This is a genomic window from Agromyces laixinhei (genome assembly GCF_006337065.1).
GTDB classification, from domain to species: Bacteria; Actinomycetota; Actinomycetes; order Actinomycetales; family Microbacteriaceae; genus Agromyces; species Agromyces laixinhei.
In genome coordinates, this window is record NZ_CP040872.1 from 2890006 (window position 1) to 2909801 (window position 19796).

Sequence of the window (19796 nt, forward strand, 5' to 3'; positions counted from 1 at the left end):
CGCGTGGGGCAGGCATGGCTCCGCCACGGTTGGTAACGGTGGGGGCTTCGATGCCGCGATCGCGGGTGCACATCAACGTTAGGCGAAGATTCTTTACCTGCTCGCCGTCAGGTCACATCGCGTCACAGCTTCTGCGACGCTAGACCTCCAGCGACTCGGAAACTTCGAGCCAGCGCGTCTCGAGGTCGGCGACGGATGCCTCGAGCTCTCGCAGGCCGTCGCCGAGTTCCCCCAGACCGACGTAGTCGCCCTGGTCATGCACTGCGAGCTTCTCGTGCTGCGCCGCGATCTGCGCCGACAGCTTCTCGAGCTTGCGGTCGATCGAGGCGAGCTCCTTCTCTGCATTGCGCTTGTCGGCGCCCGCGAGCGAACTCCCGCCGCTCCCGGTCGCCGCCGCGGCTGCAGCAGGCCGCTGCGGCGTCGACGTGACCGGCGACGCGGCGGCCGCGGCATCCGACGCCCTGCGCAGCTCGAGGTACTGCTCGACTCCCCTCGGCAGGTCGCGCAGGTGCCCGTCGAGGATCGCGAACTGGCGATCGGTGACGCGCTCGATGAGGTAGCGGTCGTGCGAGACGACGAGCAGCGTGCCCGGCCAGGAGTCGAGCAGGTCTTCGATGGCCGCGAGCATGTCGGTGTCGAGGTCGTTCGTCGGTTCGTCGAGGATGAGCACGTTCGGCTCCTGCAGCAGGATGAGCAGCAGCTGCAGGCGACGCTTCTGACCGCCAGAGAGGTTCTTCACCGGCGTCGACAGCTGCGCCGTCGTGAAACCGAGGCGTTCGAGCAACTGCCCCGGCGTCATCTCTTTGTCGCCGACCTGATAGCTCGAACGCTGCTCGGCGACGACCGCGGAGACTCGCGAGTCGGCCCAGTCGGTGAGCTCGTTCAGCTCTTGGCTGAGGGTCGCGATGCGCACCGTCTTGCCGCGCTTGACCCGGCCGCTCGTCGGTTCGACGGCGCCGGTCACGAGCCCGAGCAGCGTCGACTTGCCGGCACCGTTGACGCCGAGGATGCCGGTGCGCTCGCCGGGCGCGATGCGCCATTCGACGTCGTGCAGTACCGTGCGGGTCGCCGGCTCTCCGGTCACGGGGTCGGTCATCGGGAACTGCACCGACACGTCGATGAGGTCGACGACGTCTTTGCCGAGGCGCGAGACCGCGAGCCGGTCGAGTTCGACCGTGTTGCGAATGGGCGGCTCGTTCGCGATGAGCTCGTTCGCCGCGTCGATGCGGAACTTCGGCTTCGAGGTGCGCGCCGGGGCCCCGCGACGCAACCACGCGAGCTCCTTGCGCATGAGGTTCTGGCGTTTCGCCTCGGTTGCCGCGGCGGAGCGGTCGCGCTCGACGCGCTGCAGCACGTACGCTGCGTAGCCGCCCTCGAACGGCTCGACGATTCCGTCGTGCACCTCCCACGTCGCGGTGCAGACCTCGTCGAGGAACCAGCGGTCGTGGGTCACGACGACGAGCGCCCCGGAGTCGGCGGGCCAGCGGCGCTTCAGGTGCCCGGCGAGCCAGGCGATGCCCTCGACATCGAGGTGGTTGGTCGGCTCGTCGAGGAAGACGACGTCCCAGTCGCCCACGAGAAGCGCCGCGAGGCCGACTCTGCGGCGCTGGCCGCCGGAGAGGCTCGCGATCTGCCCATGCCACGGCACGTCGCCGAGGAGACCCGCGATCACGTCGCGTACCTTCGCATCGCCCGCCCAGACGTGTTCCTCTATACCGCCGACGACGAACTCGGCGACGGTCTTTCCGGGATCGACGACATCGGACTGATCGAGCGTGCCGATGCGGATGCCGCGGCGATGCGTCACTCGCCCGCCGTCGGCCGCGAGCCGGCCGTCGAGGAGCTTCAGGAGCGTGGACTTGCCATCGCCGTTGCGGCCGACGACGCCGATGCGGTCACCCTCGTCGATACCGATCGTGACCTCGTCGAAGACGACGCGCGTCGGGAATTCGAGGTGCAGGCGCTCGGCGCCCAGAAGATGTGCCATGTCCCTCCGAGCCTAGCCCTGAACGCGGTCGCCCCTCATTCGAGCGACGGCCGACCAGAACAGCATCCGCGCGACCGCGAGCGGGCCGTAGCGCACGCCCTCGGCGTAGGGCCCCTCGCCGCGGAGCACGACGTCGGCCCCGCCGTCCACGAACAGGATCTGGCCGGTCGTGAACGCGCTCGACGGTGCGATCAGCCACGCGATCTGCTCGGCGACCGCTTCGACAGGGCCCGGCATCCCGAGGGGCTGCGGTAGCGCCGTGGCGAGCACCTTCGCCTGGGCGTCGCTCGCGAGCACGGTCGCCATCGCCGTCTCGGTCGCGACGAGTCCCGGGGCGACCGCGTTCAGCAGGATGCCGCGTCCTGCCCACTCGTCGTCGCTCGCGTGCCGTCGCACCCAGCGATTGAGTGCGATCTTCGTCGAACGGTAGATCAGGCTCCCTCGCCCAGCGGCGACGAGCCGGTCGGCGACTGCGACCGCGGCCGCCTCGCCGCCGCCGAGCAGCGTCTCGATGAGCGCGTCGTCGCCGGCCGAGAGCGCCGATGCCGAGGACACGGCGACGACGCGCGGTGCGGCCGACGCCGCCAGCAGCGGGCGGAGCCCCTCGATCACGGCGATCGTGCCGAAGAAGTTCAGCCGCACCGAGAGCGCCGTCGGGACACCGACGCCGGCGACGAGCGCGAGTCCGTCGACGCCGTCGGGCGCGAGTGCTCGCACCGCTTCGACGAGTCGGGCGCGCCCCTCGGGCTGCGAGAGGTCGGCGTTCACCTCGACACCATCGCCGAGCCCGCATCGAATGACTCGCGCGCCGCGCTCGGCGAGCATCTCGGCGACTCGTGCACCGATGCCACTGTCGGCACCGGTGACCACGTACACCCGTTCGGAATGACCTGTCGATTGCATTGCGTCAGTATTGCATTAATGCAGTTATGTATCCATACATGAATGCACCGCCCGCTACACTCGAGCCATGACGACTCGAAGCATGGCGAACGGCGATGCGACGCAGGCCGTCGCGAGCGAGGGAACGTCTCGTGACACCGGGCGGCGCGAGCGGAAGCGGCGGACGACACGTGACGCGATCGCCGCCGCGGCAACCGAGCTGTTCGTCGCACGCGGGTTCGCGCAGACCACGATCGCCGAGATCGCCGATCGTGCCGATGTCGCCCCCCGCACCTTCTTCCTGCACTTCGCATCCAAGGAGGACGTGCTCTTCCACCACCTCGAGCACTCGTTCGACATCGCGGCCGATGCGGCTCGCTCCATGCCCGACTCCGCCGACGCCTGGGCGGCCGTGCAGCAAGCTGTCGGAGCGCTCATCGAGACGCTCGGCACCCCGAGCACCGATGCGCTCGCTCCGATCAGGGCGGAACTCGCACGGCGGTCGGGAGGACTCCCCCCGTCGCTCGCGGTGCGCCTGCACACGACGCAAGGTCGCATCCTCGACGCGGTCCGCGAGCGGTACGGCGAGCGCGCGATCGACGCGGCCCACCTCGGCGCCTGCATCGGTGCGGTCAGTGCGAGCGCCGTCGACGCACTCGCGGGCAGCACCACGACGGCCGGCGACCCCGGCGCACTCGACGACGCTCGCGCCTCGATGCGGCACGCGCTCGAACGCGCCGGCGTGGGATTCCGTCGCGGCTGAGCTGAGAGCGCGAGCTCAGCCAGCTCGAGCGCCCCGTCGCGCCACCGCAGGTCGGTGCCGGCGAAACTCACGCCGAGATGATGCGTGCCCCGTGCACTGCGCCGTGCACCCGCACGGCATTGAGGCGCGCGGCCGAGAGGGCGACCTGCAGTTCGAGCGCCGAGTCGGTGTCGTCGACCAGGAAGGCGATCGTCGGGCCCGACCCCGAGACGATGCCGGCGAGCGCGCCGTGTGCTTCGCCGATCTCGAGGATCCCGCCGAGTCCGGGAGCCAGACTCAGCGCCGCCGCCTGCAGGTCGTTGTGCAACGATTCGGCGAGCAGGTGGGCATCACCGGCACGGAGCGCCTGCAGCACCGCCGTGTCGACGACCGGCGCTTCGCTGTCGTGCACGAGGCCGAGACGACCCTCCCGCTGGCGATCGAGTTCCCGGTAGACGGCCGGGGTCGAGAGACCGAACTCGGCGACCGCGAGCACCCAGTGGAACGACCCGGTCGCGAGCGCCGGGCTCAACTGATCGCCGCGGCCGGTGCCGATCGCCGTGCCGCCTGAGAGCGCGAACGGCACATCGGCGCCGAGCTTCGCGGCGAGGGCCTGCAGATCCTCCTTCGGGAGGGCAGTGCCCCACAGCGCATCGCACGCGATGAGTGTCGCCGCAGCGTCGGCCGAGCCGCCGCCCATGCCACCCGCGATCGGCACATGCTTGTCGATCTCGAGGTGCACCCCGCCCGGCACGCCCGCGGTTCGCGCGAGGAGTTTCGCCGCCTTGATGGCGAGGTTCGAGCGATCGGTCGGCAACCCCGAGGTGTCGACGCTGCCGCCGAACGCGACGCTGAACCCATCGTCGGGCCACGCACGTACGTCTTCGTAGAGCGAGACCGCCTGATACGCCGTGGCGACATCGTGGTAGCCGTCGGCCTGCACCGCTCCGACACGCATGAAGAGGTTGATCTTGCCGGGCGCCCGAACGTGCACTGCTTCGTCGGTCGCGGCGATCGTCATGAGTCCACGCTAACCGACCGCTTCGACGGGCACCGAGTCGAGCCAGCCGCGGAGCATCGTCTTCGACTCGGCGAGGCCGTCGCCGCTCGCCATGCGGCCGCGCACGAGACCGATCGCGGTCTTTCCCGCGCCCCGCGAGGTCGCCGAAGCGAGCACGAACTCGCCGCCCGCGAGTGGGAACCGGGCGGTCGGATGCTTCGCACCGAGGTTCAGGGCGAGCGGTTCGACACCGGTCCGCGCCGTCACGACCTCGGCGAGCGCACGCAGCGCCGGTCCGACCTCGGCGGCGATCGTTCGGGTGACGCTCACCTCGAACGTGCCGTCCTGCCGCTGACCCGGCAGACGGATGCCTCGTGCCTGCTCGTACCCGACGGTGACGCCCTGCGCCCACCACGGGTCGACCCCCTGCTCCGTCACGAGCCAGTGCGCGATCGCCTGATGCTTCCACCCCGTGCCGCCGGCCGCGTCGAGCAGGGCGAACCACTCCTCGCGCTTCTTGCCCGTGGCACTCACGACCGCGTCGTCTCCGACCGCTTCGGCGCTGCCTCCGACGGCGCGGCCGCTTCCTCGCTTCGCCATGCCCGCCACCCCCGTGTCCGTCCCCACGGCACCAACGCTAGCGCGAGATCACACCGCGCGCGCGATGCGCAGGAAGTCGGCGACGGTGAGCTGCTCGCCACGAGCCTGCGGGTCGACTCCCGCGGTCTCGAGCACGGTGGTTGCCTGAGCCGAACCGCCGCCGAGCGCCGTCCCGAGTGACTGCCGCAGCATCTTGCGTCGCTGCTGGAAGGCCGCATCGACGAGGGCGAACGTCGCGACCCGCTCTGCCTCGGTGCCCGGGGCATCCGCTCGCTCGAAGCCGACGAGCACCGAGTCGACGTTCGGCACGGGCCAGAAGACCATGCGCGAGACCTGGCCGGCCGTTCGCCAGTCGCCGTACCAGGCGGCCTTGACGCTCGGTGCGCCGTAGACCTTCGAGCCGGGTTCGGCGGCCAGGCGGTAGCCCACTTCGGCCTGCACCATGACGATGCCCGACTGCAGGGAGTCGAAGTGCTCGAGCAGGTGCAAGAGCACCGGCACCGAGACGTTGTACGGCAGGTTCGCGACGAGACGCTCGGGCGCGCCCGGCAGTTCGGTGACGCGCATCGCGTCGTCGGTCACGACCGTGAGCACGGTGCCGGGCTGCATGATCGCCGCGGTGTGCGGCAATTGGGCGGCCAGGCGCTTGTCGATCTCCACGGCGATGACGGATGCCCCGGACTCGAGGAGCCCGAGCGTCAGCGAGCCGAGCCCGGGGCCGATCTCGAGCACGGTCTCGCCTGCCTGCACCCCCGCGGTCTGCACGATACGCCGTACGGTGTTCGCGTCGTGCACGAAGTTCTGCCCGAGCTTCTTCGTCGGCGTGACGTCGAGCAGTTGCGCAAGGTCACGGATCTCCGACGGCCCGAGCAGGCGCGGCTCGGTCGCGGCGTCCTCGGCAGCGTGCCGATGCGCGTTCACGCCGTCGCCTCCATCACGGGCTCAGTCTGCCACGGGCCGTACACCGCCACGGTGTTCGCCGCGAGCCGTTCGCAGAACTCATCGAGCGGGGCTTCCAGCACCTCGGCCATGAATCGCACCGTGTGCGGCACGAGGTAGGGGGCATTCGGGCGGCCGCGCAGCGGCACGGGCGTCAGGTACGGGGCATCCGTCTCGACGAGGATGCGATCGCGCGGCGCGACCCGCAGCGCCTCGCGCAGGTTCTCGGCGTTCTTGAACGTGACGTTGCCGGCGAACGAGAGGTACCAGCCCTCGCCCGCCGCGAGGCGCGCGAGCTCCTCGCCGCCCGAGAAGCAATGGAAGACCGTGCGGTCGGGTGCGCCGACACGGCGAAGCGTCGCGACGACGTCGTCGTGCGCCTCGCGATCGTGGATCTGCAGGGCGAGCCCGTGCCGCTTCGCGATGTCGATGTGCGCCTCGAACGAGCGGAACTGTGCGCCCCGCCCGTCGTCGCCGGTGCGGAAGAAGTCGAGCCCGGTCTCGCCGATCGCGCGCACCCGCGGGCCGGCTGCGAGTTCGTCGATCACGGCGAGCGCCTCGTCGAGCGTGCCGGATGCCTCGAGGTCGGGCGCCTCGTTCGGGTGCAGCGCGACCGCGGCGAGCAGCCGCGGCTCACGCGCCGCGACCTCGGCAGACCAGCGGCTCGTCGCGACATCCGTGCCGACCTGCACGGCACCGGCGATGCCGACGGATGCCGCGCGCTCGAGGTGCTCGTGCACGTCGATGGGCAGCGCGCCGTCGGCGATCTCGAGGTGCGTGTGGTTGTCGTACACCGCCACAGGCAGCGGCTCGGGCGCCGGCGGGTACTCGGCGGCACGGCCGCCGTCGGAGCGGGTGCGAAGGTGTGCGGGCGAGGGGTCGCTCACGCCGCTGTTGCTCCGCACCGCATCATTCCGCCACCTCGACACGCGGGAAGAGCGCTTCGAGCGGCGCGACCTGCGTGCCCGTCGCCCACTCGTTGGCGCGGTCGATGCGCTGCTCCTGCACGGCACCCGGGGCGCCGAGCGCGGTCCAGAGCTTCGCGGTCGCGATCGGCAGCACGGGCGAGAGCAGCACGGCGAGCGTGCCGAGGCCGTGGTAGGCGGTGGCGAGCACCGTCTCGAGTCGGTCGCGCTTGGCCGGATCCTTCGCGAGCATCCACGGCTCCTCGGTCGTGAGGTAGCCGTTGAGCGCGTCGACGAGCTCCCAGGCGGCGCCGATCGCGTCGTGGATCGCGAGACGATCGATGGCCTCCCACGACGCATCCGTAGCCCGCTGTTCGACCGCACCGATCTCGAGGTCGGCGCCGGTCAGGGTGCCGGCGGCGGGCACGGCGCCGTCGCAGTAGCGGGTGATCATCGCCACGACCCGCGAGGCGAGGTTGCCGAAGCCGTTCGCGAGCTCGGCCTGGTAGCGCGCCGCCAGGTCTTCCCACGAGAACGAGCCGTCTTGACCGAATGCGATCGCGCGCAGGAAGTAGTAGCGGAACGCGTCGGAGCCGAAGGTCTCGGTGATCTGCTCGGGGGCGATGCCCGTGAGCTTCGACTTCGACATCTTCTCGCCGCCGACGAGGAGCCAACCGTGACCGAACACGCCCTTCGGCACCTCGAGCCCTGCGGCCATCAGCATGGCCGGCCAGATCACGGCGTGGAACCGCAGGATGTCTTTCCCGACGATGTGCTGCGCGGGCCAGCGACGGGCGAACTCCTCGTCGTCCTGCCCATAGCCGGCGGCCGTGACGTAGTTCAGCAGGGCGTCGAACCACACGTAGACGACATGCGTCTCGTCCCACGGCACCTTCACGCCCCAATCGAACGTGGAGCGCGAGATCGAGAGGTCGGCGAGCCCCTGCTTCACGAATGAGACGACCTCGTTGCGCGCCGATTCGGGCTGCACGAAATCGGCCCGATCCTCGTAGAGGGCGAGCAGCTTGTCGCCGAAGGCGGACATGCGGAAGAAGTAGTTCTTCTCGTGCAGCAGCTCGACCGGCTTGGAGTGGATCGCGCAGACCAGCTGACCTTCGTACTCCCCGGCCCCCGGCACGAGTTCGGACTGCTGCTTGTACTCCTCGCAGCCGACGCAGTAGTAGCCCTCGTACTCGCCGGTGTAGATGTGCCCGTCGTCGTAGAGCTTCTGCAGGAACTTCTGCACGTTCGCCTCATGGCGCTCGTCGGTCGTGCGGATGAAGTCGTCGTTGGCGATGTCGATCGTCTCGAGCAGCGGAATCCACGCCTCGGCCACGAGCTTGTCGGCCCACTGCTTCGGGGTCACGCCGTTGGCGGTGGCGGTGCGCAGGATCTTCTGGCCGTGCTCGTCGGTGCCCGTGAGCATCCAGGTGTCTTCACCCGCCTGGCGGTGCCAGCGCGCGAGCACGTCGGCGGCCACCTCCGTGTAGGCGTGCCCGATGTGGGGCACGTCATTCACGTAGAAAATGGGCGTGGTGATATAGAACGAGGAGCCGTCGGCCATGCCGTCAATCCTACGGGCGAGCGGATGTCCCGGAGTTCCGGTTACGCCGTCGCCGGCGCACGCTCCCGTCGCCGATGGCAGGCGGCACCGCCTCCTCCACCTCCATGTGCTCGTGCGGGGTCGCCACGCCGAGCGTCACGTCCTGCTCCTTGATGCCGGGTTCGTGCACTCGCTGCCCGGGGTAGTCGACGACCCGCAACCCGAGCACGATCTTGCCCGGCGCCTCGCGGCGATCGAGCGCCCGATAGGCGTCGGCGACGGACTCGAGCGGGAAGACGTCGGCGATCGGCAGCCGCACCCGTCGCGCGGCGACGAGAGCGGCGACCCGGCCGAGCGCCACGACGTCGCCGGGCGAGACCTTGACGACGTCCTGCTCCTGCACGGCATCCCAGTCGAGCACGGTGAGGATCCGCGTTCGCGGCACCCCGAGCGCGATCGCCTCGCCGCTCTGCCCGCCGAGGAAGTCGAGAAAGCCCGTGATCGGCCCGGGAGCGACCAGTCGCACGCGATCTGCCAGGTCGGGCCCGTACTCGACCGGCAGCACCCCGAACTGCCGCAGGAAGTCGAACCTCGTCTCGACGCTCGTGCCGATCACCGTGGCGCCCCGCATTCGGGCGAACTGGGCTGCGAGACATCCGACCCCGCCTGCGGCGGCCGTGATGACGATCGTGTCGGCCGACGAGAGGGCGAGCGCCTCGACCGCCGTCCATGCAGTCGTGCCGGCCACGTAGAGGGAGCCTGCCACCTCCCACGTGAGCTCGGGCTGCTTCGCCAGGAGTTGGCGTTCGGGCACGACCACATGGCTCGCGTGAGCGCCGCGCTCGACGAATCCCATCACCTCGTCGCCGCGCGAGAACGCCGACGCTCCCGGGCCCGCCGACACGACGACGCCGGCGAGGTCGTGCCCTTGCGGCGAGGGAAGCGTCACTGGCCAGCGCTCGGGATGGTCGCCGCGCCGGAGCGAACTCTCGACCGGGTTCAGCCCGGTCGCGAACACCTCGACGAGCACTTCGGCCTCGCCCGGCACCGGCATCGGTGTCTCGACGATCTCGAGCACCTCCGGTCCGCCGTGCTCGGAGAATCGGACGACAACGGCAGGGTCGTCGGTCGGGTCGTGAGTCATCTCGCACCTCCACCGCTCTGCGGTACTGCCATTGTGCGCCCTCCCCGAGGATTACGACAGGGCTGGACGCGGTGCACCACGACCGGTAGGCACCCGGCGGCACGACTCGGAGGCCGGCTGAGTCAGCCTCCCTTGCGTGCGTGCAGGGCCGCCTCGTAGAGATCGCGCGTACTGAGGCCGCTCTCGGCCGCGACGAGGGCGGCGGCGTCCTTCATGCGGGTTCCGGATGCTGCGAGCTCGAGCACCCGCGCGAGCGCGTTCTCGGGGTTCGCCTCCTGTTCGGCGGCGCCGCCCACGACGATCACGATCTCTCCCCGCACCCCGCCCTCGGCCCACGTCGCGAGCTCGCCGAGCGGGCCGCGTCTCACCTCCTCGTAGAGCTTGGTGAGTTCACGGCAGACAGCGGCCGGCCGATCGGCGCCGAACGCCTCGGCAAGCGAGGAGAGACTCGCCGCGAGTCTCGACGGCGCCTCGAAGAAGAGCAATGTGCGGCGATCGCCCGCGAGCTCGGCGAGCCGGCGGCCGCGCTCCCCCGCCTTGCGCGGCAGGAACCCCTCGAAGGCGAAGCGGTCGGTCGGCATTCCCGACACGGCGAGCGCGGTGATCACGGCCGACGGCCCTGGGATGGCCGTGACCGTCACGCCGGCGCCGGCCGCTGCGGCGACGAGCGGGAACCCCGGATCCGACACGGTCGGCATACCGGCGTCGCTGAGCACGAGCAGGTCGGCGTCGCGAGCGAGTTCGACGAGTTCGGCGGCCTTGTGCCGTTCGTTGTGCTCGTGCAGGGCGATGAGCCTCGGCCGGTTCTCGATGCCGAGACCGGCGAGCAGCCGCTGGGTCACCCGGGTGTCTTCGGAGGCGACGACGACCGCGTGCTCGAGCGCGTCGCGAAGTCGGGCGGAAGCGTCGCCGAGGTTGCCGATGGGCGTCGCCGCGAGGATGATCATGGCCTCAAGCATGACACCAGGCCGGCCGCCCGCCTCGTTTAGGGTTGGCGCATGGGAGTGGAGCCGGGCGCCGTCGAGACACGCGAGGAGCGCACCGACGAAGCTTCCGCTCACGACGAGGCATCCGCTCACGACGAACCCGTGGCGGAACGCCGCGGTTCGCGGCTCGACGACTGGTGGGGCCGGGTGCTGTCGACGCCGCGCCGGCGCACCATCTGGTACTGGGGCGGCCCGATCCTCGTCACGTTGCTCGCCGCCGCGCTGCGATTCTGGAACCTCGGGAACCCGCAGACGCTCGTGTTCGACGAGACCTACTACGTCAAAGACGCCTGGACCCTGTTGCAGAACGGCTACGAGTCGAGCTGGCCGGAGGGGGCGAACGACGAATTCGCCGCCGGCGACACGGACGTCTTCAGCGACGACCCCGCCTACGTCGTGCACCCGCCGCTCGGCAAGTGGATGATCTCGCTCGGCATGGCGGCGTTCGGTGCCGGCGACGCCTTCTGGTGGCGCGCTTCGACCGCGCTCGCGGGCACGATCGCCGTCTTCCTGATGACGGTCGTCGCCCGGCGACTCTTCGCGTCGACGATCCTCGCGGTCATCGCAGGCCTGCTGTTCGCGGTCGACGGCAACGCGATCGTGATGTCGCGTGTGGCCCTGCTCGACAACTGGGTGATGTTCTTCGCGCTCATCGGGTTCTGGTTCGTGCTGCTCGACCGGGGCAGATCCGCCCGCCTGCTCGACGAGCGGCTGGAGTCCGCCCGCGCATCGGGACGAGAACCGCACTACGGGCCCGCGCTCTGGGCTCGCCCGTGGGTCGTCGCCGCCGGCGTCGCGTTCGGCGCCGCGACCGCGGTGAAGTGGTCGGGTCTCTGGTTCCTCGCGGCGTTCGGCCTCTACCTCGTCATCGTCGACGCCGTCGCCCGCCGCCGCGCCGGAGTGCCGTTCTGGCTCTCGGCGTCGATCCTGAAGCAGGGACCGGTCAGCTTCCTGCTTCTCGTGCCCGCCGCCGCCGCGGTGTACCTCGCGTCGTGGACGGGCTGGCTCGTGACGGCCGGCGGGTACTACCGGCACTGGGCCGAAGAGGCCGGCAACGCCGCGACCGGATGGCTCTCATGGGTGCCGCTCTCACTGCAGAGCCTCTGGCACTACCACGAGGCCGCCTACGGGTTTCACATCGGCGTGCACGGCGAGCATCAGTGGCAGTCGAACCCGCTCACCTGGCTCGTCATGATGCGCCCGACGAACATGCACTTCGCAGCGACGGACGATGGCTCCGGCGGCTGCGGCGGCGACACCTGCTGGTCGTCGATCATCGGGATCGGCAACCCCTTCATCTGGTGGGCCGCGGCCGCCGCGTGCCTCTACCTCGTGTATCGGCTCGTGCGCTACCGGGAGTGGCAGGTCGGGGCGATTCTCGTGGGACTCGCGGCCGGTTACCTGCCGTGGCTCGGCTACCTGGACCGCACCGTCTTCCAGTTCTACTCGATCGCGTTCGAACCGTTCACCGTGCTCGGGCTCGTCTTCGTGATCGGGCTCGTGCTGGGGCGTCGCGACGATCCATACTGGCGGCGCGAGCGCGGCGTCGCCATCGTCGTCATCTACCTCGCGTTCGTGCTCGCGATCTCGGCGTTCTTCTTCCCGATCTGGTCGGGCATGCCGGTGACGCCCACGTTCCGGCAGCTGCATTTCTGGCTGCCGAGCTGGAGCTGACGGCACCGCTCACGTCTCGGCCGACGCCCCGCTGACGAAGGGCATCACCCACGGAGCGGCCGGAAGAACTCGTGCATGGCGGCGGCGACCAGGTGGGGCGACTGCTTCACGGTGAAATGTCCTCCGCTCGGCAACTGCTGCCAGGCACGGATGTCTCGGTAGGTGCGCGCCGCGTAGCTGCGCGGGAACCCGCGTTCACCGTGCTGCACGGCGACACCCACCGGCACGTCGACGAACGGCATCGGCGCGGTGTCGAAGCGGTCGTCGAAGTACGCACGGAACGACGTGCCGATACTCTGCGTCGCCCAGTAGAGGGTGAGCGTCGTGAGCACGTCGTCATCACTCCACGCGGCACGATAGGCGTCGTCGCCGCCGCTCCAGGTGCGGAACTTCTCGACGAGCCAGGCTGCGAGGCCCGTGGGCGAATCGTTCAACCCCGCGGCGAGCGTGTCGGGCTTCGACGACTGCAGTTCGCTGTAGGCCGACTCCCCCTGCCATCTCGAATCGAGCCATGCCCGGAACCCGGTCTCCTCCTCGGTGAGATCGTGGCGCCGCTCCTCCGAGGGAAACGCGGCGTGGGTCGCGAAGAGTCCGAGCACCGATTCGGGGTGCAATGCCGCAATCCAGTCGCTCACCCAGGTGCCCACGTCTTCGCCGTAGCTCGCGTAGCGCTCGTAGCCGAGCACGTCGTGCATGAGTGCGTGCCACTGCTCGGCGATCTCGTTCGCCACGAAATGCGCTTCGCCGGGCGCATCGGAGAACCCGAAACCGGGCAGCGACGGGATGACCACATCGAAGGTATCGCCCGCGAGACCGCCGTGACGCGACGGATCGACGAGATACGGCACGATCGGCAGCATCTCGGCGAAGGTGTACGGCCATCCGTGGCTGAGGATGATCGGCACGGGCGCAGGGTCGCGCCGCTCCGCGCGAATCCAGGCGAAATGCACGCGGCTACCGTCGAGATCGGCGGTGAACTGCGGTATGGCGTTCAGCGAGCGCTCGATCGAACGCCAGTCGAACGGCCCACCCCAATATGCGAGGAGGCGTTCGAGCTCGACCGGATCGGTACCGGCCGACCACGGTGCTCCCGGCGTCGGCGCCGGCAATCGGCGCCGGGCGATGCGGTGGCGCAGGTCGACGAGCACGTCGTCGTCGATGTCGATCGTGAACGGCTCCATGCGGTGACGCTAGCGCCGACCTCCGACAGCCGACCGGTGACGGCCGACCCCGATACCGGCATCGAGGCCGAGGTCGGCTAGCTTGGTGTCCGTGCGTCGTGTACTGCCGGGACTCGTCGTCGCGGCATCCGCGGCACTCATCGCGTGGCTCTCGCATCTGGCCTTTCCCGCTGTGCCGCTCACCGCTGCCGTCGCACTCGGTATCGCCGTCGGACAGATTCCGGCCCTCCGCCCCGCGCTGGGGCGGTGCTCTCGCGCCGGGTCTGGCGGTCGCCGCACGAAGCCTGCTCCGCATCGGCATCGTGCTGCTCGGATTGAAGCTCAGCCTCGTCGACATCGCCTCGCTCGGTTGGATCTCGATCGCAACGACGGTCGCGGTGGTCGTGCTCACGTTCGTGGGCACGATCGGCCTCGGCCGTGCGCTCGGCCTGCCCGGCCACCAGCCGTTGCTCGTCGCAAGCGGATTCTCGATCTGCGGTGCCTCGGCGATCGGCGCGATGGGCGCGGCCGTGCGCGCGCGCGATGAAGAGCAGGCCGTGCCGGTCGCGCTCGTCACCCTGTGCGGCACCCTCGCCATCGCGGTGCTGCCCGCCCTGTGGCATCCGCTGGGCCTTTCGAACCTGCAGTTCGGCCACTGGGTCGGCGCCGGCGTGCATGACGTCGGCCAAGTGGTGGCGACCGCGCAGATCGCCGGCACCGCGGCCCTCGCCGTCGCCGTCGTCGTCAAGCTCACCCGGGTGCTGATGCTCGCCCCGATGGTCGCGATCACCGCTGCCGTCGAACGACGAAGGGCAGCGGATGCCGCGGGCCCCCGCCCCGCGATCGTTCCGCTCTTCGTGGCGGGCTTCCTCGCGGCCGTACTGCTGAACACCCTCGTGCCGCTGCCCGAGTGGGTGCGCTCGGGCGCCGACGCCGTGCAGACCACCCTGCTCGCGATGGCGCTCTTCGCGCTCGGCGCGTCGATACGGCTCGGCGAGCTCGCGACCACGGGCTGGCGAGCGCTCGTCGTCGGGCTCACCTCGTGGGTGCTCGTCGCAGGCCTCGCCTACGGTGCCGTGCTGCTCGGCTGACGTCGCTGGCTACCCGGCGTCGAGCTCGATGGCTCGCGCATGCAGCGCGTGCCGGTCGATCTTGCCGACCTTGTTCCGCGGCAGCTCGGTGACGAACGTCCACCGATCCGGCACCTTGTACGCTGCGAGCCGCTCGGCGGCGAACGCCGCCAGATCGTGCTCCGTCGGAGGAGCCGGCCTTCCGTGCTTCAGCTCGACGAACGCGTGCACCAGCGCCCCGAGACGTGCATCCGGGGTGCCGACGACTCCGCTGAGTTCGACGTCGGGGTGCGCATCGAGCACATCTTCGACCTCACCGGGTGCGATGTTGGAGCCGCCCTTGATGATGATCTCCTTGATGCGCCCCTGGAAGTAGAGGTAGCCGTCGTCCTGCCGGCGGCCGAGATCGCCGGTGCGCAGCCAACCGTCGACGAAGGTCGCCGCCGTGTGCTCCGGGTCTTCCCAGTACCCGGTCATGACGGAGTCGCCGCGGATCCAGATCTCTCCGGTGCGGCCTGCGGCGACGTCTTCGCCGGTGGGGTGCTCGGCCGGCGTGACGACGCGGACCTCGACGCCGTCGCGAGGCACGCCGATCGAGCCGCGCTCGATCGGCCCGAACGACGGGTTCATGACGGCGCCCTCGCACTCGGTCAGCCCGTAGATCTGGTTCAGCTCCAACGCTGCGACCTTCGCGAACTCCGTGTACAGATCGGGTGAGATCTGGTCGCCGCCGCACTGGATCTCGCGGAGGCAGCCGAAGTCGACGTCGTTCGCCCGCGGATCCACCACGGCGTCGAGGAGCTGAGCGGGCAGCAGGATCGTGCGTGTCGGTCGCTGCGCCTGCAGTGCGTCGAGGAACAGCTCGGGGTCGCTCTCGGCGAGGATCACGACCGTGCCGCCCACGAGGAGCGTCGGGAACGCGACGCCGACCGCGGCGCCCGCGTGACAGATCGCGGTCGCCGCGAGGGAGATGTCATCGGCGGTCAACTGCTGGGTGGCCACGCGCCCCGACGCCGTCGCGAGGATCGAACGGTGCGTGTGGGTGACGCCCTTCGGTTTGCCGGTGCTGCCCGAGGTGTAGAGGATCATCGCAGGGTCGTCGTCGGCGACCGACGGCCAGGCGGTCGGCTTGCCGTCGTGCTCGTCTCCCGCACCGACCGCGTCGACGACGTCGGTCCAGGTGTTCACGGCGCCCGCGGGCACCTCGCCGTAGACGTAGACGCCGGCAAGGCTCGGCGACGACTCCTGCACGTTCTGCACGATCGGCAGCAGCGGGCCGTCGACGATCAGCAGTTTCGCCGCGCAGTGGTCGACGGCGAAGACGACCTCGTCGGTCTGGAACCGGTGGTTGAGCGGAACCGCGATGGCGCCGACGCGGAAGCACGCGAGATAGAGCTCCACGAACTCGGCGCGATTGCGCATGAAGATCGCGACTCGGTCGCCGTGCGCGACTCCCAGCGAGAGCAGCCCCCGGGCCGACCGATCGACCGCGTCGGCCAGCGCACGGTATGACGTGGAGGTTCCGTTGAAGACGAGCGCGGGCTTGTCGGGTGATGCTGCAAGCCCGCCGTGCAGGAGGAGATTCAGCGACATACGCGAAACCTACCAGCCGGTCGTCCCGACCCGGAGGGGTCACACCCGGAGCACGAGCTTGCCGCGCACGGCGCCCGACTCGAACTGCCGGATCGCCTCCGCGGCATCCGCGAGGTCGAAGGTGCGATCGACGACGGGAGTGACTTCGCCCGCCTCGATGCGACGGGTGAGCTCGGCGAGGTCGTCACCGTTCCGCTTCGCCGCGAGCGGGCGGAGATGCTGCGAGACGAACGGGTTCATGAGCGACGCACGGATGATGCGCCCGAACGGTCCGAACACCTTGCCGCCGCTGCCCGAGGAGAGCACGAGCGTGCCGTGCGCGTCGAGCGAGTGTCGGATCCTGCCGAGCGGATGGTCGGCGACCATGTCGAAGATCGCGTCGTAGCGGCCCATCGCCTCGGTGAAGTCGTCGCGGGTGTGGTCGACCACGTGGTCGGCACCGATCGCACGTACGTGGCCGGCCTTCGCGCCGCGACAGACACCGGTCACCTCGGCGCCCATCGCCTTGGCGAGTTGCACGGCGAACCCGCCGACGCCGCCCGATGCGCCGTTGACCAGCACGTGCCGGCCCGGGCCGACATCGGCCAGGCGCCAGCCCTGCAGCGCGGTCGTGCCCGACACCGGCACGGCGGCCGCATGGATCGCGTCGAGGTTCGCCGGCCGCCGGGCGACGAACTCCTCGCCGACGGCCACGAACTCGGCATAGCCGCCCTGCTCGGACTCGGCGTAGACGGGGTCGCCGAGGCGCCACCTCGTCACGGCCGAACCTGCGGCCTCGACGATGCCGGCGACGTCTCGTCCGATGATCGGGCGTCTCGGATGCCGCAGGCCGAACGCGAGGCGCACGGCACCCGGTTCGCCCCGCATGAGCAGGGCGTCGCCCGCACTCACCGCGACGGCCTGCACCCTGATGAGCACCTCGTGATCGGCGACGGCCGGCGCCTCGACCTCGGCGAGCTCGAGCACCTCGGGCCCGCCGTAGCGGCGCTGCACGATCGCCCTCATGACGCTGCCTCGGGTGTCGCGCGCGTCTCGAGCAGCACCGGTGCCATGGCCACGACGACGTTGCCGGCCTTGTGGCCGCCGTCGACGCGGCGGTGGGCCTCTGCGATCTTCTCGAACGGCAGGATCCGGTCGATGACCGGCACGATCGCGCGCGACGCGGCCAGCTCGCCGATGAGCGCCAGGTCGGCCGACTTCGCCGCTTGCGTGCGGAGCCCGGTGAACAGGATGCCGGCGCGCCGCCCGGTCTCGGTCGACCTCGCGTGGCGGGCGCGCAGCAGCACCGGCGGCGTCGGCACGGTCGAGAGGTAGATGCCGTCGCGCGTCAGTGCCGGTCGGCACTCGCGGAACGTGCGTTTGCCCACCGCGTCGAAGATCACGTCGTACCGGCCGCCGGCGTCGGTGAAGTCTCCCTGCGTGTAGTCGATCACGCGGTCGGCACCGAGCGAGCGCACGAGTTCGAGGTGGTCGGTGCTGCATACGCCGACGACGGCGGCGCCGAGGTGCTTCGCGAACTGCACGGCTGCCGAACCGACCGTGCCCGACGCCCCGTTGACGAGCACCGTCTGCCCCGCCCGCACTCGCCCGCCGTCGCGCAGGAACGGGATGGCGGTGAAGAAGCCGTCGAGCATCGACACGGCATCCGCTCCGTCGAGTCCGCCGGGGATTCGCGCGACCACCCCGTCTTCGGCGACGCGCACGAGTTCTGCGTGCGCGCCGGGCGAGGGCGACAGGGTGCCGTACACCGGGTCGCCGGGCACGAACCGCCGAACACCCGGTCCGACGCGTTCGACCACGCCGGCGAAGTCGTACCCGAAGATCTGGTGCCGCGGCCGAGTGAGTCCGAAGAAGAGTCGGGCGAAGGCCGGTCGCCCCACCCGGTTGGTGCCGTCGGTCGAGCCGACGGTCGACGCCTCCACACGCACGAGCAGCTCGCCTTCGGCCACGACGGGATCGTCGACCTCGCGGATGCGCACCACGTCGGGCCCGCCGTATCGTTCCACCACTGCAGCTCTCATGACGCCGTCTCCTCCGACTCCGATGTCGACCCGGGGTACTGGAACACGTCGTCGAGCGGGACCCCGAACACCCGCGCGATCTGGAAGGCCACCTCGAGCGACGGCGAGTACCTGCCCTGTTCGATGGCGATGACGGTCTGCCGGGTGACGCCCAGTCGTTCGGCGAGCTCGGCCTGGGTCATCTCACCGCGGCGGAAGCGCAGCGATCGGATGTCGTTGGTGACCCGCGTCGGCTTCACCACGTCGGCACGCCCCTGCGGTAGGCGACGAGTTTCGTGATGCTCGAGACCACTGCCGAGAGCACGAAGCACAGGTAGATCACGTTCGCGATCCAGAACCAGTCGGCGCGGAACATCGCGAGCACGAGCGCGGCGAGCGCACCGATCACGACGAACGAACCCCCGACGCGCTCGCCGAGCCGGTCGATCTCGCGGTCGCGCACGTCACCCTTGGTGCTGTCGCTCGGCGAGAACATCTCGACCGCGATGCGCCCCACGATCGAGGCCACGATCGCGCCGCCGATAGTCCAGAGCATGACGGGCACGTAGTCGATCTCGTCAGCCGGCGTGCCGCCCACGAGCGGCGGGAGCACGAACGTCACGTACACCGTGAACCCGACGACGGCGACCACCAGGTAGACCCAGGTGCCCTTCTCCTCGTATGACATGCGCCGACCCTTCATGTACAGAATTCTTGACACACCCAGTGTCAATCAAGTTCGACACCGTGTCAAGGATTTTTTACACGCAGCTGACCGTCAGTGGCCGCCGTCGACGAGCTTGAGGCCGACGACGCAGCCGACGAGCCCGGCGATGAGGGCGAGCTTGACCCACGAGACATCCATGTCGCCCGTGATCATCGCCCAGATGACGGTGAGCGCGGCGCCGATGCCGACCCAGACGGCGTACGCCGTTCCGGTGGAGATGTCGCGCATCGCCCACGCGAGGCCGCCCATCGAGAGCGCGAGTGCCGCGAAGAAGACGACCGACGGCCAGAGCTTCGTGAAGCCCTCGGACTTGCCGAGCGCGGTGGCCCAGACGGCTTCGAGCACGCCGGAGACGATGAGGATGACCCATGCCATGTTGTTCACTCCCAGAACGGTGTTCGCACCGTGCCAGTCTTGTCGCGTTCCGGGTACTGGGTTCCCTCGTCCGGGGCGGCCGGGATGTGTTCGGCGACCTGGCCAGAGGCTACCGAAGCACCCTGATCAGGCCCTGTGCACCTCGGCGAAATGCCCGACCACCGGAAACGGCTCGTAGAACCCGTGCAGCAGGGCGCGCCAATGCCCGTACTGCGCCGAGCCTCGGAATCCGATCTCGTGCGCCTCGACGCTCTCCCAGTGCACGAGCAGCAGGTACTCGTTCGGCGTCTCGATCGAGCGCGAGAGCAACAGGTCGACGAACCCGGGCATTGCCGCGATGATCGACTTCGCCTCGGCGAACGCGGCCTCGAAGTCGGCCTCGCGGCCCGGGACGACGGGAAGGATCGCGTGTTCGAGGATCATGCGGCCCACGGTAGCGCGTTGCCCTGCGTTACGCGGCCGGGCCCGT

At 70.0% G+C, this 19796-nt stretch carries 20 protein-coding genes and 1 riboswitch; of the genes, 3 read left to right on the forward strand and 17 right to left on the reverse strand.

Features of this window, described 5'->3' with window-relative positions:
• Positions 1-139: 139 nt before the first annotated feature.
• Positions 140-1987 carry an ABC-F family ATP-binding cassette domain-containing protein gene (locus tag FHG54_RS13705; RefSeq protein ID WP_139417765.1) on the reverse strand — a complete coding sequence of 616 codons (1848 nt, stop codon included), beginning with the start codon at positions 1985-1987 and terminating at the stop codon, positions 140-142.
• Positions 1988-1999: 12 nt separating this feature from the next.
• Entirely contained in the window at positions 2000-2890 is an 891-nt protein-coding gene (locus tag FHG54_RS13710) for an SDR family oxidoreductase (RefSeq protein WP_139417766.1), read from the reverse strand.
• Positions 2891-2957: 67 nt separating this feature from the next.
• Here FHG54_RS13710 and FHG54_RS13715 point away from each other — a divergent pair, with 67 nt between their 5' ends.
• Entirely contained in the window at positions 2958-3632 is a 675-nt protein-coding gene (locus FHG54_RS13715) for a TetR/AcrR family transcriptional regulator (protein WP_139417767.1), read from the forward strand.
• 67 nt (positions 3633-3699) lie between these two features.
• On the opposite strand, the gene FHG54_RS13720 is transcribed toward FHG54_RS13715, so the two are convergent.
• The 7 genes from FHG54_RS13720 to rsmI all read right to left on the reverse strand — a co-directional run bounded on the left by FHG54_RS13720 (position 3700) and on the right by rsmI (position 10689).
• Positions 3700-4632: a 4-(cytidine 5'-diphospho)-2-C-methyl-D-erythritol kinase gene (locus tag FHG54_RS13720; protein ID WP_139417768.1), complete on the reverse strand. Its 933-nt coding sequence runs from the start codon at positions 4630-4632 to the stop codon at positions 3700-3702.
• Positions 4633-4641: 9 nt separating this feature from the next.
• The gene (locus tag FHG54_RS13725; protein WP_139417769.1) at positions 4642-5238 is read right to left on the reverse strand and encodes a hypothetical protein; all 597 of its coding nucleotides are present in this window, start codon (positions 5236-5238) and stop codon (positions 4642-4644) included.
• A 21-nt stretch (positions 5239-5259) separates the two neighbouring features.
• A complete protein-coding gene (gene rsmA, locus FHG54_RS13730; protein WP_139417770.1) occupies positions 5260-6132 on the reverse strand; it encodes a 16S rRNA (adenine(1518)-N(6)/adenine(1519)-N(6))-dimethyltransferase RsmA in 873 nt (290 codons plus the stop codon).
• Positions 6129-7037, reverse strand: coding sequence for a TatD family hydrolase (locus FHG54_RS13735; protein ID WP_139417771.1), 909 nt, complete (start codon positions 7035-7037; stop codon positions 6129-6131). The genes rsmA and FHG54_RS13735 overlap by 4 nt, the downstream gene beginning before the upstream one ends.
• 22 nt (positions 7038-7059) lie before the next feature.
• Complete coding sequence (metG, locus tag FHG54_RS13740; protein WP_139417772.1) at positions 7060-8619, reverse strand: methionine--tRNA ligase; 1560 nt, start codon at positions 8617-8619, stop codon at positions 7060-7062.
• A 10-nt stretch (positions 8620-8629) separates the two neighbouring features.
• Positions 8630-9742 (reverse strand): NADP-dependent oxidoreductase, encoded by a 1113-nt coding sequence (locus FHG54_RS13745; protein ID WP_139417773.1) that lies wholly within the window; start codon positions 9740-9742, stop codon positions 8630-8632.
• A 122-nt stretch (positions 9743-9864) separates the two neighbouring features.
• Positions 9865-10689: a 16S rRNA (cytidine(1402)-2'-O)-methyltransferase gene (rsmI, locus tag FHG54_RS13750; protein ID WP_139417774.1), complete on the reverse strand. Its 825-nt coding sequence runs from the start codon at positions 10687-10689 to the stop codon at positions 9865-9867.
• 51 nt (positions 10690-10740) lie between these two features.
• Between rsmI and FHG54_RS13755 the strand changes: the two genes are divergently transcribed.
• Positions 10741-12402 (forward strand): dolichyl-phosphate-mannose--protein mannosyltransferase, encoded by a 1662-nt coding sequence (locus FHG54_RS13755; RefSeq protein ID WP_139417775.1) that lies wholly within the window; start codon positions 10741-10743, stop codon positions 12400-12402.
• A 44-nt stretch (positions 12403-12446) separates the two neighbouring features.
• Here the strand turns inward: FHG54_RS13755 and FHG54_RS13760 are convergent, their stop codons facing one another.
• Positions 12447-13583, reverse strand: coding sequence for an epoxide hydrolase family protein (locus FHG54_RS13760; RefSeq protein ID WP_139417776.1), 1137 nt, complete (start codon positions 13581-13583; stop codon positions 12447-12449).
• 302 nt (positions 13584-13885) lie between these two features.
• Between FHG54_RS13760 and FHG54_RS13765 the strand changes: the two genes are divergently transcribed.
• Complete coding sequence (locus FHG54_RS13765) at positions 13886-14653, forward strand: YeiH family protein (RefSeq protein WP_233437781.1); 768 nt, start codon at positions 13886-13888, stop codon at positions 14651-14653.
• Positions 14654-14662: 9 nt separating this feature from the next.
• On the opposite strand, the gene FHG54_RS13770 is transcribed toward FHG54_RS13765, so the two are convergent.
• The 7 genes from FHG54_RS13770 to FHG54_RS13800 all read right to left on the reverse strand — a co-directional run bounded on the left by FHG54_RS13770 (position 14663) and on the right by FHG54_RS13800 (position 19750).
• Entirely contained in the window at positions 14663-16225 is a 1563-nt protein-coding gene (locus tag FHG54_RS13770) for a class I adenylate-forming enzyme family protein (RefSeq protein ID WP_139417777.1), read from the reverse strand.
• A gap of 39 nt (positions 16226-16264) precedes the next feature.
• On the reverse strand, positions 16265-17230 hold the full coding sequence (locus FHG54_RS13775) for an NAD(P)-dependent alcohol dehydrogenase (protein ID WP_139417778.1): 966 nt from the start codon (positions 17228-17230) through the stop codon (positions 16265-16267).
• Complete coding sequence (locus FHG54_RS13780; protein ID WP_139417779.1) at positions 17227-18246, reverse strand: NAD(P)-dependent alcohol dehydrogenase; 1020 nt, start codon at positions 18244-18246, stop codon at positions 17227-17229. The genes FHG54_RS13775 and FHG54_RS13780 overlap by 4 nt, the downstream gene beginning before the upstream one ends.
• Positions 18243-18488: a helix-turn-helix transcriptional regulator gene (locus tag FHG54_RS13785; RefSeq protein ID WP_139417780.1), complete on the reverse strand. Its 246-nt coding sequence runs from the start codon at positions 18486-18488 to the stop codon at positions 18243-18245. Before FHG54_RS13785 ends, FHG54_RS13780 begins: the two co-directional genes overlap by 4 nt.
• Positions 18482-18913, reverse strand: a complete 432-nt coding sequence (locus tag FHG54_RS13790) for a hypothetical protein (protein WP_139417781.1) — start codon at positions 18911-18913, stop codon at positions 18482-18484. Before FHG54_RS13790 ends, FHG54_RS13785 begins: the two co-directional genes overlap by 7 nt.
• Before the next feature lie 90 nt (positions 18914-19003).
• Positions 19004-19327 carry a DMT family transporter gene (locus tag FHG54_RS13795; protein ID WP_139417782.1) on the reverse strand — a complete coding sequence of 108 codons (324 nt, stop codon included), beginning with the start codon at positions 19325-19327 and terminating at the stop codon, positions 19004-19006.
• Between the two features lie 27 nt (positions 19328-19354).
• Positions 19355-19427, reverse strand: a riboswitch (guanidine-III (ykkC-III) riboswitch).
• A 26-nt stretch (positions 19428-19453) separates the two neighbouring features.
• The gene (locus FHG54_RS13800) at positions 19454-19750 is read right to left on the reverse strand and encodes an antibiotic biosynthesis monooxygenase family protein (protein WP_139417783.1); all 297 of its coding nucleotides are present in this window, start codon (positions 19748-19750) and stop codon (positions 19454-19456) included.
• Positions 19751-19796: the final 46 nt, after the last annotated feature.